Annotated in this window: 14 protein-coding genes; 6 read left to right on the top strand and 8 right to left on the bottom strand. The window is 55.3% G+C overall.

Features of this window, described 5'->3' with window-relative positions; translation table 11 throughout:
- Positions 1-55 precede the first annotated feature (55 nt).
- Positions 56-1393: a hypothetical protein gene (locus tag DFT_RS10545; protein ID WP_054031159.1), complete on the top strand. Its 1338-nt coding sequence runs from the start codon at positions 56-58 to the stop codon at positions 1391-1393.
- On the opposite strand, the gene recD is transcribed toward DFT_RS10545, so the two are convergent.
- From recD to DFT_RS10520, 5 genes are read right to left on the bottom strand one after another with little or no spacing between them, the layout of a single operon-like run.
- Complete coding sequence (recD, locus tag DFT_RS10540) at positions 1386-3260, bottom strand: exodeoxyribonuclease V subunit alpha (RefSeq protein WP_054031158.1); 1875 nt, start codon at positions 3258-3260, stop codon at positions 1386-1388. The two genes, DFT_RS10545 and recD, sit on opposite strands and share 8 nt — an antisense overlap.
- Positions 3257-6403, bottom strand: coding sequence for an exodeoxyribonuclease V subunit beta (gene recB / locus DFT_RS10535; RefSeq protein ID WP_054031157.1), 3147 nt, complete (start codon positions 6401-6403; stop codon positions 3257-3259). The genes recD and recB overlap by 4 nt, the downstream gene beginning before the upstream one ends.
- 46 nt (positions 6404-6449) lie before the next feature.
- A complete protein-coding gene (locus DFT_RS10530; RefSeq protein WP_054031156.1) occupies positions 6450-6839 on the bottom strand; it encodes a UvrD-helicase domain-containing protein in 390 nt (129 codons plus the stop codon).
- Positions 6836-7102: an EscU/YscU/HrcU family type III secretion system export apparatus switch protein gene (locus tag DFT_RS10525; RefSeq protein ID WP_054031155.1), complete on the bottom strand. Its 267-nt coding sequence runs from the start codon at positions 7100-7102 to the stop codon at positions 6836-6838. Before DFT_RS10525 ends, DFT_RS10530 begins: the two co-directional genes overlap by 4 nt.
- Before the next feature lie 44 nt (positions 7103-7146).
- Complete coding sequence (locus DFT_RS10520) at positions 7147-8430, bottom strand: flagellar hook-length control protein FliK (RefSeq protein WP_054031154.1); 1284 nt, start codon at positions 8428-8430, stop codon at positions 7147-7149.
- A 273-nt stretch (positions 8431-8703) separates the two neighbouring features.
- On the opposite strand from DFT_RS10520, the gene DFT_RS10515 reads away from it, so the two are divergent.
- Both DFT_RS10515 and hemW read left to right on the top strand, forming a co-directional pair.
- Positions 8704-9138 (top strand): hypothetical protein, encoded by a 435-nt coding sequence (locus DFT_RS10515; RefSeq protein ID WP_054031153.1) that lies wholly within the window; start codon positions 8704-8706, stop codon positions 9136-9138.
- A gap of 40 nt (positions 9139-9178) precedes the next feature.
- Positions 9179-10342: a radical SAM family heme chaperone HemW gene (gene hemW, locus DFT_RS10510; RefSeq protein ID WP_054031152.1), complete on the top strand. Its 1164-nt coding sequence runs from the start codon at positions 9179-9181 to the stop codon at positions 10340-10342.
- On the opposite strand, the gene yjgA is transcribed toward hemW, so the two are convergent.
- From yjgA to DFT_RS27285, 3 genes are all read right to left on the bottom strand, one after another.
- A complete protein-coding gene (yjgA, locus tag DFT_RS10505) occupies positions 10335-10847 on the bottom strand; it encodes a ribosome biogenesis factor YjgA (RefSeq protein ID WP_054031151.1) in 513 nt (170 codons plus the stop codon). The two genes, hemW and yjgA, sit on opposite strands and share 8 nt — an antisense overlap.
- Before the next feature lie 22 nt (positions 10848-10869).
- Complete coding sequence (locus DFT_RS10500) at positions 10870-11211, bottom strand: hypothetical protein (RefSeq protein WP_054031150.1); 342 nt, start codon at positions 11209-11211, stop codon at positions 10870-10872.
- Positions 11212-11335: 124 nt separating this feature from the next.
- Positions 11336-12328, bottom strand: coding sequence for a peptidylprolyl isomerase (locus DFT_RS27285; RefSeq protein WP_054031149.1), 993 nt, complete (start codon positions 12326-12328; stop codon positions 11336-11338).
- Between the two features lie 492 nt (positions 12329-12820).
- On the opposite strand from DFT_RS27285, the gene DFT_RS10490 reads away from it, so the two are divergent.
- The 3 genes from DFT_RS10490 to DFT_RS10480 all read left to right on the top strand — a co-directional run bounded on the left by DFT_RS10490 (position 12821) and on the right by DFT_RS10480 (position 15838).
- Complete coding sequence (locus DFT_RS10490) at positions 12821-13864, top strand: 3-deoxy-7-phosphoheptulonate synthase (RefSeq protein ID WP_054031148.1); 1044 nt, start codon at positions 12821-12823, stop codon at positions 13862-13864.
- A 206-nt stretch (positions 13865-14070) separates the two neighbouring features.
- A complete protein-coding gene (locus tag DFT_RS10485; protein ID WP_054031147.1) occupies positions 14071-14496 on the top strand; it encodes a hypothetical protein in 426 nt (141 codons plus the stop codon).
- A gap of 346 nt (positions 14497-14842) precedes the next feature.
- The gene (locus tag DFT_RS10480; RefSeq protein WP_054031146.1) at positions 14843-15838 is read left to right on the top strand and encodes an ABC transporter substrate-binding protein; all 996 of its coding nucleotides are present in this window, start codon (positions 14843-14845) and stop codon (positions 15836-15838) included.
- The last annotated feature ends 56 nt before the right edge of the window (positions 15839-15894 follow it).

The raw sequence follows: 15894 nt of genomic DNA, 5'->3' as shown, positions 1-15894 counted from the left end.
CAAAATAGTTGTGACGAAGCCCGATCACCATGTCGGGCTTCGTTCGAGATCGACCATGGATCCAAGCAAAAAGCGACACTACCGCCAACAGCGCGTGGCATTGACCGAAGACCTTCGTCGCCGATTTGCATCATCGGTTTTCAGCCAACCGGCCCCTGCTGTCGCCAAGCGATTCGGACTTCCCTATCTTCTCGCATACAACATCATCAACGGCAGGGTGTCGTCCATCACCGAGCGGCACTACCGTCTGCTTTTCGGTGAAGCCCCACCCGAGGCGCAGATCCTGCGGGTTACCAGTGACTATTTCAGGGACATGGTAGAGCTGTGGCTGTATCTGAACGATGACACGACCAAGCTGGATCTGTACCGAGATCTGTTTGCCGGCAGAGATGTTGAAAGACCGGATTACCGGGTATTCACCGGATACATAAAGACCGTTCCCCCTGAAGTGGAACATCGGATGGAACAAAAATTTCTGGATAACGGCATCGATCGCAAAACCATGCTTCATTGGATTGAAACGTTCAAGCAGATTCCCAAGCGTGAGCGTGTACCGTATCGGCGGATCCGGCCACACCTGTTGTTCCTCCAGGAGCAGATCGGCATCCATCCCAGCGCGATCCTGCATCAGCAATTCAATCGATACGAATCGGGTCGATTGAAGAGCGTCCCTCGCCATGTTTTCCAAAGAGTCGAGGCGATGAGAAGAGCCGCCGAAAAAGCACTCAACTCGGGACGGGAGATAAAAATCCAACGGTTGCGGGAACGCGTGTACGGCCCCAAGGCCGGGTATACGCTTTACGCGGAGGTTGCGGAAGAATTGCATTTCCTGAAAAGTGTGGCCGGGAAAGGACCAAAGAGATATCTGGGAAGGACGGCCGCGCCCTATGAACAGGGTAAGGTCAAGAGAATCGCCGGCTGGCGGGCCGCAACAATCCAAAGGGAGTGCCGCCGTTTCCTGGATCTCAATCCAGGGGTCCCCCTCCAAATACTTCCGCGAAGATTAAGGCAGCACCAACTTGCCGGTCTATTCAAGCTCCTGATCGAACGGGCGGCCGATATCTTGTCCCGGCCCGATGGCGTTGTGGTCGAACAACAGATCCTGACGCCGTCTCACCGTAAGACGGAATACGAAAAAGAGGTTTACGGATTTACCCTTTTTGAAAAGGCACCCAAGACCTTGGGCATGCGGAAGAAAGCGTTCGATCTCATGGTCGCCCGGAACTGCGACATCTTCAGGCAGGTCGGCAGATACACTCGACGTTGGTATCTTTCCGATTTGTATCTGAAAGAGCTTACGGCAAAAAGAGGTTTCAACCTGATCAGCGCTAAATATGAGTTATTGGCCGTCCAGATGAAACAGGGCGTTTCCATCGGCCGCTGCGTCAATTAGCGTCGCCCCACAATGCCTCCCGCAGGCCGGAACTGCGCTGAATCCGGCGCGACACGGCCGCGCGCAGGAGCTCGGGCTCGGCATGAATCACGACCGAGCGCCGCGCACGGGTCACGGCGGTATAGATCAACTCGCGCGTGAGCAAGGGGGTATCCTGGTCCGGAAGAACCACCATGACGCGGTCGAATTCAGACCCCTGACTCTTGTGGATGGTCATGGCATAGACGGTTTGATGCGCCGGCAACTGGTGGGGCGCCAGTTTGCGAAAGCCGCCATAAGCTGCGGGAAACACCACGCGCATGTCATCGTAACCGCCGTTCGGCGGTCCAAAGACGATGCCGATATCGCCGTTGAACAACCCCTGATGATAATCGTTGCGCGTCACCATGACAGGCCGGCCCCGATACCAGGTCGAGCCGGGTCCGAAACCCTTGGCGATCCATCCGCGATGGCGCAGGACGCCCTCGACCATTTGGTTGAGTCCTTCCGCCCCCCATAAACCTTGCCGCAAGACGGTCAAAATCCTGAAACGGTTCATCTGAACAAAGGCCTCCTCCGGATCCTCGGTGGCAAAATAGCCGGACAGATTGTCGGCGATCTCTTTCGCCACGGCCGACGCCAATGCGCGTGAATCCGAAAGCGGCACCATGCAAAGCGCCGTCGATCCCTTCCCGGAGAGCAGTTGGACGACCCCTTGTGCATCTCCCTCGTTTATCGCCCGGCTGAGAGGCCCCAAGCCACTGCGTGCATCGAAACGGTAGCTTCGCGTCAGCACTTGGATGTGTTGATCCAGCGCACAGGTGCGCTCCGGTTTGGGGCGGCCGGCAGGCTTTTTATTGGCAGGCGGAGGCTTGGGTTCACCGACCGTGGAGATCCCATGGCAGATATCGCCCAGGACCGCCCCTGCCTCGACCGATGCGAGCTGGTCTTTGTCTCCCACCAGTATGAGCCGCGCTTCGCGGGGTACCGCCTGCACCAGTTGGTGCATCATCGAGAGATCGATCATCGAAGCTTCATCCACGATGACCGCGTCGGTGGACAGCTGCCGTTCCGCCCCGTAACGAAACCGCGACTGTGCCGGCACGTATCCCAATAGCCGGTGCAGAGTCTGGGCCGCAGGAAGCGACGGGGACGCAGGCACCTCCGGTCCTGAAGCCTTAAGGGCCGCTTCGATGGCTTCCTGGAGACGTGCCGCCGCCTTGCCGGTGGGTGCGGCCAGGTGGATCTTCATGGGGCACTCGGGATGGAGCATCTGCAGAAGCATGATGATTTTGGCGACCGTGTAGGTTTTCCCGGTTCCCGGCCCACCGGATATGACCGTGAACATGCGCGTAGCGGCCATCCGGGCAGCCTGGCGTTGATCGTCCCATGGCTCTTCTTTCCCGGCTGAATCGCGAATTGTGGCGGGATCTGGAAATAAACGGTCCAGGGCCTGGTCCAGCAGGTCGGCACGAAAGGCGGTGGCCTGAAAACCGCATCTTTCTTTGAGCGATCCGGCAAGTACCTGTTCGAAGCACCAGTAACGATGGAGATAGAGACGTTGCCCATCGAGAATCAAGGGGCGGAAATCGCCCGGGCCGCCCACGGCGCCGCATGTCATCAACCGATCGCGCCACTGCTCCAATGAAAACGGAAACGGCCGGGCCGTTCCGAGCCGCTCCACTTCAGAATGAATTCCTCCTTCGCCTTTGGCGTGGGCAAGGGCCAGGTCCAGGCAGACGTCTCCCCGTGAGGCCGATCGGCTGACCAGGGCCGCCGCCAGCCCGACCCAGGGATCATCGCAACGCCCCAACCGTTGCACCGTGCGCCCAAATGTCCAGTCCAGGGCGGAAATGGTCTGGCATTCATACAAATCAGATAGATTCATCGGCACTCTTCCAATAGCGCCTCTCGCAGGGTGTCTACCAACCCTTCACCGGGAAGGTCGTAATAAATGCCGGTATCCGCATCGGGCTCCCCTATCCCCCGCAGAAAAATATAGTAAACACCTCCGAAGTGCGCCTCGTAACGATAGCCGCCGACCCGTCTGCGCAGCCACTGGTCGAGGGCGACGACGTACAGGTGGTATTGCAGATGGTAAAATGCGTCGGCCATGGTGTTGGACAGGTGTTGCGGATGATACTCATCGAGGCTGTTGCCCAGGTGATTGGACTTCCAGTCCACGAGATAGTAGCGGCCGTCGTGGGCAAAAATCATGTCGACATATCCCTTCATGAAGCCGTGGATCGGCGAAAAATGGAGGCGAGTCCACTGGTGTGGCGTCAGAGACAGACCGTGGCCATCGAAAATCCGCCCCAGCGTTTGAGCATCGATCTGCTTAAGTGGAAAATGAAACTCCATTTCGTTGATCCGTTGCCCCCACGGCACCTGCGAAAGGCAAAAGGGGGCCCCCTGCCCATGGGCACCGAGGCGCACCCGGCCCAATCGCGACATCATGCCCACAACGGCATCGAGCCACTCGATGTCATATTCATGGTGGGTCAGCTTGGCGACCGCCAGTGCGCGCTGCTCTGCGTCGTCCATATTGGTAAAGTCCCAATGCTCCAGCAGATCGTGAAAAAACAGGCCGGCCTGGGCACCCTTCGGAAAGCTGAAGATGGAAGGCACTCTCGACGCCTCGCCTTGGCCTGCGGGTGCCGTAACCTGATCGGCATCCCGGTCGGCAGCATCCACCTCATGGAGTGCGGCACCGGCCGTCAAGTTCGAAAAGCTGGCAATCCGCCATCGGGTATCCAAGTGGCTTCGGAACCGGCGCGGATCGATCAACTCCGCAATATCGTGAGTGGCGTTGTGGAAAGTCCCGGTGGATTGCGGCAAAGGTTGAACGCAGATGGTTCCCTCGGCCCGCTTTTCCAGGAGAGCCAACTCCGAGATGAGCTGAGCATCGGTCATCGCCGCCATTTTGAGTTTCAGCGCGCCAATGCTTTTACCCGTCAGTTCACCATCGAATGGACCATGAAACAAATAGGCCGGCGCCGATATTTCGGTGCCTCGGATGCAGCCCCATGCCAGGTAGCATGTCTTCTTGGCTCGGGTGACGGCCACATACAGTAATCGTATGTTCTCTGCCAACGTCTCCTGCAAGGCCAGTTCTGAATATCCCGGGTCGATGTCCGGCCCGATAGCGTATGTGAGCCGATGACCGGCGTCGGGATCGTGGAAGGCGATACTCTTGTCGTCGGTCCGGGCACCGGCCCAGACGAACGGACAGAAAACCACATCGAATTGCAAGCCTTTGCTTTTATGAATGGTAATGATGCGTACGGCCTTGGCATCGCTTTCCAGGCGAAGCTTTTGAACATCTTCGCTCTGACCCCCATCCCGGCGTTGGCGTTCGAACCATGCGAGCAGCATTTCCGGTCGCAGGGAATTGAGAGACGAGGCCTGGTGCAGCAGTTCTGCCAGATGGAGCAAGTTGGTCAAGCGGCGCTCGCCATCCGGGTGGCAAAGCAGGCGTTCTTTGATCCCCTCGCCCGTCATGATCCGGGTGAACATGGGGTAGAATCCCTCTTGCTGCCAGACATGATGATAGTCACCGAACCTTGCCCAACGCGCCTCCCACTCGGGGGTCGGCGCCTCGACCGAGGCGCAAAGCTCCCTGGCAGGGGCACCGATCAGCTCGCATGCCAGAGCGGCCCTCACCCGAAAGGGATCCGACGGGGCGGCCACTGCTTCCAATAGGAAGCCCAAGGCGTCGGCCTCACGCGTTTCGAACACGCTTCCCGCGCTGTGCAGTACGGCCGGCACCCGGCGCTCGGAAAGGGCGCTTTTGACCTTCTGGGCCTGCCTGTGAGTGCGGGTCAGCACCGCAATTTGCTGGGGTTCGAAAGAAATTTGGGCCTCTTTTCGGCTGAGAAGCGCCACGATCTCCTCGGCCACGGCGGCGACGATCAGGTCGGTGGCCGCCTCCTGGGCAATGGGTCGTGTCGGCTCCTGCGTTTCCCCTCTGGTTACATACCAAAGGTGAAAAGGCGTCATTCCGGGTAGCGTATCCGGTCGCGCGGCCACAGCCGGCGGATAGCCGATTTGCGGGTATCCGAACGGTGCCGGATGGCCGACGAACAAGGCATTGATGGCCCGGACCAACTGGGGGGTGGCGCGCCAGTTCTGGGCCAGCGTGTATTGATGTGGGGCCTCTGCCTTGGCCCTTAAATAGGAGAACAGATCCGCCCCGCGAAAGCTGTAAATGGCCTGCTTGGGGTCGCCTATCATAAAAAGCAATGCACTTTCATCGGAGAAAAGACGGGTGAAAATTTCATATTGAAGCGCGTCGGTATCTTGAAATTCGTCCACGAGGGCGGCTCGGTATTGACCGCGGATTGCCTGGACGAGTCCTGGCGCATTTTGGCTTTGAAGGGCACGATGCACCTGAATCAGCAGGTCATCGAAAAACAGCATGTTCTGCCGACGCTTTTTTTCGTCCAATCGCTCTCTGGCCTCGTTGAGCAGTCGCGCCTTGAGATAACGCAAATAGGAGGCCATCTGGGTTTCCATCTCCACCTGGCAGGCGAGGGCATGCTCGCAGAGTTCAAAAAAAGAGTGCTGTGGTGTGATGAATTTTTTTTTGGTGGCCTTGACCAAAAAGGAAGGTGCCAAACGCTCCAGCAGGTCGACACATGGATAGCGTCCGTCCCAGCCATCCATTTGACTGGCCAGCAGGGCCAACAGTGCTTGTCGCGGGGTGGTTTTGGCTGATGACTTCGGGTCGGGCGCACATTTACCGTAGTATTTGGCATTCAACCCCTCTGAGGCAAGCAGTCCCAGGACCGCCTGCCTTGAGGTAGGCCACGCCTGAGCAACCTGACGGGCCGCGTTTCGCCAATCCTCGATAGCCGTCAGGGGTGGTTCTATGGCCGGCGGCAGGACGTCCGCTTGAGGGGCGCGGCATTGGTGAAACAAGGCGGCCAGTTCCTCGGGTCCCTTGAGATGGTTGATGGCAAAAGCGACCAACTCAGCGGGGGCTGGAGAGAGGTAACGCCGCCAAAAATCCTCGGCCATTTCCAGCACCACGGGTTGATCGTCCTGAACGAGTCGAGCGTCGAACAGGTAGCCGGTCTCAAAGGCAAAAATGGTTCAACAGACGCTGGCAGAAACCATGAATGGTGAAAATAGCGGCCCGATCGAAATCCGTGAGCGCGTCGACGATACGCTGGAGAGCGATATCCCGATCCCCGCAACGCTCAACTATCGCATCAACTAATTTATCTAAACTCCCATATATCAGGCATGTTTTGGCACTCACCAATCTGTGCCTTATACGACTCTTCAACTCTTCGGTGGCCGCCTTGGTATAGGTGACCACCAAGATTTCATGGATCCCCAACCCCCTCTCCACAATCAAACGCAGAAAAAGAGCGGCAATGTTGTAGGTTTTACCGGTACCGGCACCTGCCTCTATGAGTTGGACGCCCGCCAGGGGCGATTGCATCAATTCAAATGATTTCATCTGCTTCGATTCAGGCGATAGACAAAAACCAATACCTCTGCGACGGCCTGGTAAAGCTCGGACGGAATCTCGGTGTCGATATCGAGCGTCTCGAGCATCTGCACCAGATTGGGGTCCTCGACAAGCGGGACACCATGCTCTTGAGCCGCCGCCACTATCCGCGCCGCCATTTTGCCACGCCCCTTGGCCACGACCTTCGGCGCTCGATCCTGAATCTGATCATAGCGCAGGGCTGCCGCTTTCTTGGGTTGCTGATCAGACATCGTAAGGTATCCAACCCCCTTCTGGTTGTCAGGATGTCAAGCTCTTAAATCGTCACATCCACCTTGCCGGCCGGCACGCCGGTCAAGTCCTCGCCTTCGAACTGGTCGATCTTCTCTTTGGATACAAAGGCGGCGACATCGACTTGATCGAAATATCCTGCCAACAGTTCGTCTATCAGGTGCAGATGGTGATCGAAGATGTCGCAAACCGATCGATCCTCGACAAAGAAACGGACACTCAACAGCCGCCCGACCATGGCGATGTCGGCGCGCACCGACCCCAGGCGATCCATGGTCAGCAGCAGCGCGATCCGGTGCGGCTCCCGCTCCTGGCCGCCGGCACGCTTTCGAGGATAGTAGATCTTGATTCGCACCGGCTCGGCATCCTCTTTAACCGGCAACAGGTGGGCGAACACCTGAAAGGTATCGCCGTCTCCCGAACGCTGAATCCCCCTTTGTTGCTGCTGTTCGACATGGCCCAGGAGCCGATCCACGGCTTGGCGCAGCATGGCGACTTCCTGGGCGTCGGCGCGTTGGGCCAATGCGGCGACGACCTGATCGTCCGATGCCGATAGAAAGCTTTTGAGGGTCAGCAATTGGGGTTTCAAATCATGCCTCAGGACGCCCTGCAATGCGGGTTCAGCGCCCTTTTCGGCACCCTGGTGGGCGGATTCCAGGACATGGGCCAACCGCGTTTCAAATAGGTGACCGTTGTCCTCGACGTGCGAGCGCAGCACCTCCACCCATTGTTGAACCGGCGCATCAATGCTTGGCTTTGCCAGGAAAACGCCCAACTGCAGCAGGGACTGTTCGATAGGCCGCACCGCACTGTTCGCCTGCACTGCGCCCTTTACCACGCCGAGAGCCGGGAGATTCCCCCTCGAGTTGAAACCTTCGGGAAGCGGCTCGACGGCAACCGGCTTTCCGCTGTCAGCCAGGGTCTGGGTTTGGGCCGGCATGGGCACCCGGCCGACGAGCCTGGCAATGGTTTTGGCGATGAGTTGCAGTTCGGCGGGTTTGAACATAAACGTCGGCGCCATTTCCGGCACAGGCCGGGCCGCAGACGCATCTGCTTGCTGTTGCAACCGCAAGTGAATCGGATCACCAACCGTCTCGACAATCAGATTCAGCCGTTGGCCGGGCTGGGCAGGAATGTTGGCCTGAGCCAGGGCCCGGAACCTGCCCAAATCGATCAGCAGTCTGCCGTCGGCTTCCACCCGCAGCACCTTGCCCGTCAAACTCTCGCCCGGACGCAAACCTTCAAAAGGCCCTGAAATCTGTTCTTGATCGGGCGAGAGGATCGCCTTGAAGATGCCGGTAATATCCATAATTTTTTTAAATGATGACGTTCATGTCTGACACGTGCCAGGCTGCGGTCCTGGATGGATCTTCATGAAAAATTAATTTTTATCATAGCGGATTTGCACCCCAATGACCACTATGTTAATGTTCGTTGTTTCGGGATTGGCGCAGTGTCGAACGGAACCTGACGACATACGGCCAATTATCTGGTGTCCGCCCACGAAGAGCCATATGGATCAGCTACGGATGGGCACCCAATGGGAAGTGAATCCTCAATATGATCTCACAGGAGAACGCCAATGTCCAAACAGAATGCAGGCCACTATGCCGCCAAACACCCCCCTGGAACTCGCGTGTCACCATCCATAGAACAAGCGATCCGAGACAAAATGACGGACAACAAAATCACCTGCCGCGCGGCCCACGACATCGCCGCGGCCCTTGGCGTCGAACCCCAGGAGGTGGGGGTTGGTATCGATCTGCTGGAGGCTCGCATATCCCAATGTCAGCTGGGTCTCTTCGGTCACGGACAACCGCATGAGGATGCAGCATCGTCAGATACCGTACCGCCTGAATTTCGGGCCGACATCGAAGCGGCGGTCATCGATGGACGCTTGGGGTGCGCCGATGCTTGGCGGATCGCAGATGCGCGGGGCATTCCGAGAGCCCGAATCGCCAAGTTCTGCAATGCCATGAAGGTGAAGATATCCAAATGCCAGATAGGCGCATTCTGACGGTTTCGCGGCAATCTCCCCATTTCAGGAAAAAGAACCCATGCGTCAGCAGGAAAACGATACGAAGGCGGACAGCGGCATCTATGTGCATATCCCCTTTTGCCAGAGCAAGTGCCCCTATTGTGATTTCTACTCGATCATCGATACGAGCCGCATCCCTGAATTTCTCAAGGCTCTGAAAGTCGAAATGAAATTGGCTGCAACAACGGGTACGCGGGCAGACACTCTGTATATCGGAGGGGGGACACCGTCGCTTCTGACACCCAAACAGATGGGACTTATTGTCGATTGGGCGGCGGCCTGTTTCAATCTCGACCCTACCGCGGAAATGACGCTGGAAATCAATCCGGCCACTGCTACCAAACGAGATCTGCAGGATTATGCCGCCTTCGGTTTCAACCGTTTGAATATCGGCGTTCAGTCCTTCAACGACCAGAACCTGGCGTTTTTAGGCCGTAGGCACAGCGCGGACCAGGCCTTGGCAGCCGTGCGGGCGGGTGTGGAGGCAGGTTTCACCAATATCGGCCTGGATCTCATCTTTGGCTTGCCGGATCAATCGACCAGCACCTGGAAAAATGATCTGTTGCAGGCCATTCGTTTGGCTCCCAAACACCTGGCCTGTTACATGTTGTCCTATGAACCTCATACGCCATTGCACCAGGACATGCAGAGCGGCCGCGTCGTCCCGCTGTCGGAATTGCGAACCGCCGATCTGTTTCGCATGACGCACGATTTTCTGGGGGTCGCCGGGTACGAACATTATGAAGTATCCAATTACGCCCAAAATAGCCGCTGGCGTTCCAAGCATAACCAAAAATATTGGAACTTCGTGCCCTATATCGGATTGGGGCCATCGGCCCACAGTTTCAACCCGCCCGAACGTCGATGGAACCATCGATTCCTGGACGACTATTTAAAAGCCCTTTCCCAAGGCCAGCTCCCGGTATCCGACCAGGAGCATCTTTCCGAAGAACAGCAAATGATCGAATCCTTGTTCCTGGGGTTACGGCAGTCCGATGGCATCGACTTCATCCGTTTTCAAAATCGATTTCACAGTGATTTCAAGCTCTATTTCCATACGGCGCTCGACCGTTTTTCCGCCGAAGGCTGGATTGAAATAGACGATCAGCGATGCCGCCTGACGGTTGAGGGCATGCTCTTTCTGGATCGGATCGTGGAAGAGTTGGTGGATATGATCAACTGACCAGCTGTCGAAGGTACCGAAACAGCGCTTTTCCCGCCTTGCGACGTTCAGCCTCGGCATTTGAACGGGTTACGGCATCGATCAGGCTGCGAAGATGTTCCTTTTCCAGGTTTTGGAACGCTTCTTCCAGCCATGCCATGCGGCTCTCATCCCCCGCTGCAAGCTCGTCCCGCCAAATCTCGACCTGCTTGAAACGCCGTCTTTCTTCATGCCCTTCGAAATTGGCCGAATCGATCTCTTTCTGCAGAGCCGCTAAATCGACGCGACGCATCAAAGCGCCGATATATTGCATCTGACGCCGCCGCGCACCATGTTGACGCATATGGCGTGCGGCGACCACGGCTTCACGCAACTCCGCGGGCATCTGGATCGCGTTCAGCTTTGTATCGTTCAGAGCGCAAAGTGCCTCACCCACGCGCTGAGCATCGTGGGCCGATTTTTTTTGCTTTGTTTTGCTTGGCCTCTGTGCTGTTTCAAGGCCCTGCGTTTCAATGTCGGAAGGCAATTGGGAGCACCCCTCATCCGGATCACAAGATGCCGATATCGTCCACGATGAAAGGCGTGCAGCGCACGGCGACGCTACGCTTTTTCACCCACACGCGTACGATGGGAATCACCTCGCCATCGACACTGACCAGATTGGGCATCTCCTGAACGTAGTCGATATCCTCGATTTGAAACTCATAGTAAAATGTGTTGTGGCTAAAAGGATCAGCCACGAGAATGACCTTAAACGAATCGTGCCAGTGTTTGCGCGGTGAACCGCTGAATGCCACATGGGTCATTTTCAGGTGGCGCACATCCTGGGGACGCTTGAAAATATCGATTTCGAAATTAGAGGTTTTTTTGATCAGTATCGATGTGGTCATGGAACACCTCCAGCAGGCCGTACCGGTCTCACAAACCATCTGCCGGCCTGTTCTCGACCACAAAGGATCCTTTTATGACCGGCAGTCTCGCGACGTCGGCGTTCTAACGCATCCGCGAATTCGATTACTTTAGAAAAGTCTCGATTTTGGCCTCGCCCCGCAACTTTTCCACATAAGTATTCACTTCTGACTGAATTTTCTGGTTGCGAAGGTTGGCGACAATTCGCGGCCGGGCCTCTTCAAGATCCACCGTAGACGCCTGGCGATGCTCTAGGACTTTAATCAGATGATAGCCGAACTGTGTCTCCACGATATCACTGACTTCGTCGGCCTTTAAGCCGAAAGCCACCTCTTCGAAGGCAGGCACCATTTTACCTCGGCCAAAACTGCCTAAGTCGCCGCCGTTCTGGGCACTGGGACACTGGGAGTGAGCCTTTGCAAGTTCGCCGAAGTCCTCACCCGCATCAATGCGTTTTTTTATCTTCATCAACTCCTGACGAGACGCCTCTTTTTTCTTTTCGTCGTCTTCCTTGTTCGACTTGATCAAGATATGCTGGGCATGCACCTCTTCGGGCCGTTTGAAGTAATTGGGATTATCTTTGTAAAAAGTATTGGCCTCTTCGTCCGAAACCTGAATCTTGGAAACGATTTCTTTCTCAATAAAGGACCTGATGGCCGTACGTTCAACGATCTGGGCTTTCAACTTGCCCTCGGTCATGTTCATTTTATTCAGAGCCGCCTGAAAGGCTTCAGGATCGCCAAAACGCTCTTTAATGGCCGTCAGCTCGCTATCCACCTGGACAGAATCGACCTCGATGCCACTTTTTTGAGTTTGCTGAAAGATCAATTCGCGACCGATCATTTGATTGAGCACCTCAGTCCGCACCTGATCCTGCAAATCCTCAGGGATCTGCATTCCCTGCGCTTGCAACCGCTGTTTATAAAGGACCAATTCGGCTTGGTAATCTTGATTGGATATGGTTTCACCATTCACTATGGCCACATGGGCAGGAGATCCCGCATTCTCTTTCTGCTCGGCGACGGCCGAAAGCGGCATCGTCAGCAGACCCGCCAGAGCCAGGATCACGGCTGCATATCTTTTGTAATTTAAGGTCATTGAAATCTCTCCTTGCAATGAATGTATAGAAAACCCCTATTCCATTTTTTACGGCCACAGATTATCCAGCCGATCATCCAAAGTAAATAAAAATTTAGAAACTTACCGAATCGTAATGTTAAACACCGAAAATCCTTCCAGTTAATGACGAGTCGTCTCCACCATTGAATTGGGGACACAAAACTGATTATCCGGCGGCAAACCGCATTGCAGGATTATTCATTGACATCTGATTGAGATGTCGCTATTTTTCCAAAAAATCAACCTATAGTCGGCCAACCAAAATGAAACGTCTATTACCAGCGCCTGCCATCACCCCTTATTCTTTCAACTATTATTACTTTTATTATTACGCCCGGATGCCTGGGGTGCGCTGACGCGATTCAAATTCAGCCCAAAGCCGCAGGCAAACCCGCCTGCGGCTTTTTTTTTTGCCGAAACAAGATGCAAACACATATACGAACGAACACCGACGTTTTAAGGAGATGGAAGATGAAAACCTACGATATCCGTATCAAAGATTTCACCCCCCTCGTTTCACCGGATGCATTCAAGGACGACATCCCCATTGGTGAACGTTCCACCGATGCGATTTTGGAGGGACGACAGATCATCCAGAACATTATTTCTCGAAAAGACAAGCGTTTTATGGTGATTACGGGACCTTGCTCGATCCATGACGAGGCGGCTGCCATCGAGTATGCCCAGCGGCTTCGAGCCCTTCAGGAAAAAGTCAACGATACAATTTTTCTGGTCATGCGTGTCTATTTCGAGAAACCCCGCACCACCGTTGGATGGAAGGGCCTGATCAATGATCCCAACCTTGACGGCACCTACGATATCGTAAAGGGACTTAAAAAAGCCCGGCGTATGCTCAACGAAATTACCGATATGGGCCTGCCGACCGCCACGGAGTTGCTCGATCCATTTATCCCCCAATACCTCGCCGGCCTGGTATGCTGGGCCGCCATTGGTGCCCGCACCACGGAATCGCAAACCCATCGCGAAATGGCCAGCGGTCTCTCCATGCCGGTAGGATTCAAAAACGGTACCGACGGCAACCTCAAGGTGGCCCTCAATGCCATGATCGCCGCAGGTTCCCCCCAACATTTTTTGGGAATCGATCACAACGGACAGGCCAGCATCGTCGCCACCACCGGAAACCCATACGCTCACCTGGTCCTGCGCGGGGGCAAGCGCCCCAATTACGATTCGGTCACAATTCGAGAGGTGATGGACATGTTGTCCGAAAAGAAATTAACCAACGGCATCGTGGTAGACTGCTCGCACTCCAACTCCCGCAAACAGTACAAGGAACAAGCGGTGGTCTGGAACGATGTCCTCCACCAGCGAATTTCCGGAAATGACGCCATCATCGGCATGATGCTGGAAAGCAACCTCAATGAAGGGCAACAGAAAAACACCGGTGATCTCAATACCATGGCCTATGGCGTTTCCATCACAGATGCCTGTATATCCTGGGAAACCACCGAGGGGTTGATTCTCGACGCCTGCAGGCAACTGCGCAACACCTGATACAAGGGGAATTCCCAAAGAAAAACGTTCCCACTTTGCCTGATTTTTGGTATTTGTAATTGGATAGAACGGCTGGGTCCGGCAAAACGACTTTTTACATCTGCCCCGGGAACCGCCGTATCACTGCCGGTCGGGCCATGCGGACAGCAGCCACGTCACTTTAGCGTGAGGCCGGCACAACCATTCACTGCACACAGGGTATGATCATGAAAAAGAGAGTGATTTTATTGTCCCTCGTCTGGATGGCGGGATTCCTTATGATATTAGGTTGCGCTAATTCCAAGCCTTTCAAGTATCACTCCGGCAACGAAATCCCAGAAGGGCCGGGGCTGCTCTCCAGGGAAAAAGGCGAATTTACCATTTACGATTCAAACAAAAAGGCGTCGGCGCCTGCGAAAGAGGAAAAGGCGGTGAGCAGCCCTTCCGCTCCAGCACCCGCCACGGAAGATGGAGAGGCGTTCCGTCAATTCCAGGAGTGGAAGCAAGAGCAAGCGGAATACGAAGCGTTCCAGGAATGGAAACAATCCCAGAAAGGCGCTCAGGAATATCAGGAATTCCTGGAATGGAAACGCTGGAAAGAGTATCAGCGCTGGAACGACGAACAAAAAAAATCCAATAGAATAGACTACTGATTCATAGCCTCTGCTTTCCACGGCCGGTGCCGCCATCCGAAGGATCGGCGGCTCCGGCCTTTATTATTGTCACCGACAGCTCTGAGTGACAAAACGCGATTGAACGTGTTCGACCTGTCCGAATCCAATATTTGCCCCCCTGCCCTAAAGTTCCCGCCTGTCATGCCGATTAAATAAGCAAAGATCGAAATCGAAGGCACTTGTCCGAGACTAAAAACGCACGTTCGCCGGCCACAGCGCCGACGAGCGAATTCGTACCAGGAGAACACACTTCAATTTCATCCAGATACGCTAACCATTCATCCCATTTTGTTTACAATCAATTCAAAGTTAAGGAGAGACGATAATGATACGTTTTAAAATCGGAGTATTCACGGCAATTGTATTGACGATGGCGCTGCTGACGGGCAACGCCCTGGCCGCCAAAAAAGTGGTGGTCATTTCGGCCGTATCGGAACAAAAGGCCGCCGCCGCGGGTTATACGCTTGTATACGATGGCATCAATGAGGGATTGCAGACCGCCGGCATTACCCCGATATATCAGTGGGTCGAGCTGGATATGGCCGAAAGCGAGGAACAAAAAGCGGCTGTCGGCGCCAGGGCGGTTGAAAAGGCCAGACAAGCGAAACCAGACTTGATCATCACCCTTTCCGATGACTGCGTCAAGAACGTGGGTATGAAAATTGACGATATACCGATCGTTTTTACCTATGTTTTTGGGGACCCTAAAACTTTGGGGCTGCCCAAGGAGAATATCACCGGCGTGACCCGCGGATCCTATGCCGCCGACATCTGGTCCATGACCCATAAACTGACCGGTGCAAAAACCGTGTCCCTGATCAGCAAACAGAGCCTCGCCATGGCCGGGGTACGCCAATACCTGTTCGCAGGCGCCGACAAACTCGAAGCTGCCTCGGGCGTGCGTTTCAAGGAGATGTATCTGGTGGACACCTTCGAGGAGTGGGAAAACACGGTTAAAAATTTCTCAGAAGATTTCATCTACCTGGCAGACACTAGCCGGGTCGTCAAAGGCGATAGGGAGCTGAGCCGCACCGAAACCACCCGCTGGACCGTAGACAATGCCAAGGTACCGGTCATTGCCGCATCCGAGGTGGATGTCAAGGCCGGCGCCCTCTTCTCCATCGTCACATCGGAAAAGGCCATGGGCATGAAGGCCGCCGAAGTGGCCCTTAAAGTCCTTGAGGGTACAGCGCCTAAGGACATCCCCTACGTCGCCAGCACCAAGGGCAAGCTTGTCATCAACGTGAAAACCGCCGAAAAATACAAGATCGACATTCCATACGAGATCCTCTCGACTGCCGAAGCGATCTACGAAGAATAAGGCAACGCCTATCCCTATAGTTCCCGATCCGGCCGCATCTTACCGACACCGCGGGG

Source organism: Desulfatitalea tepidiphila, assembly GCF_001293685.1.
In the GTDB taxonomy this organism is placed as follows: domain Bacteria; phylum Desulfobacterota; class Desulfobacteria; order Desulfobacterales; family Desulfosarcinaceae; genus Desulfatitalea; species Desulfatitalea tepidiphila.
Note: the sequence above shows the minus strand (reverse complement) of the source record. Positions and strands in the feature narration are given on the sequence as shown.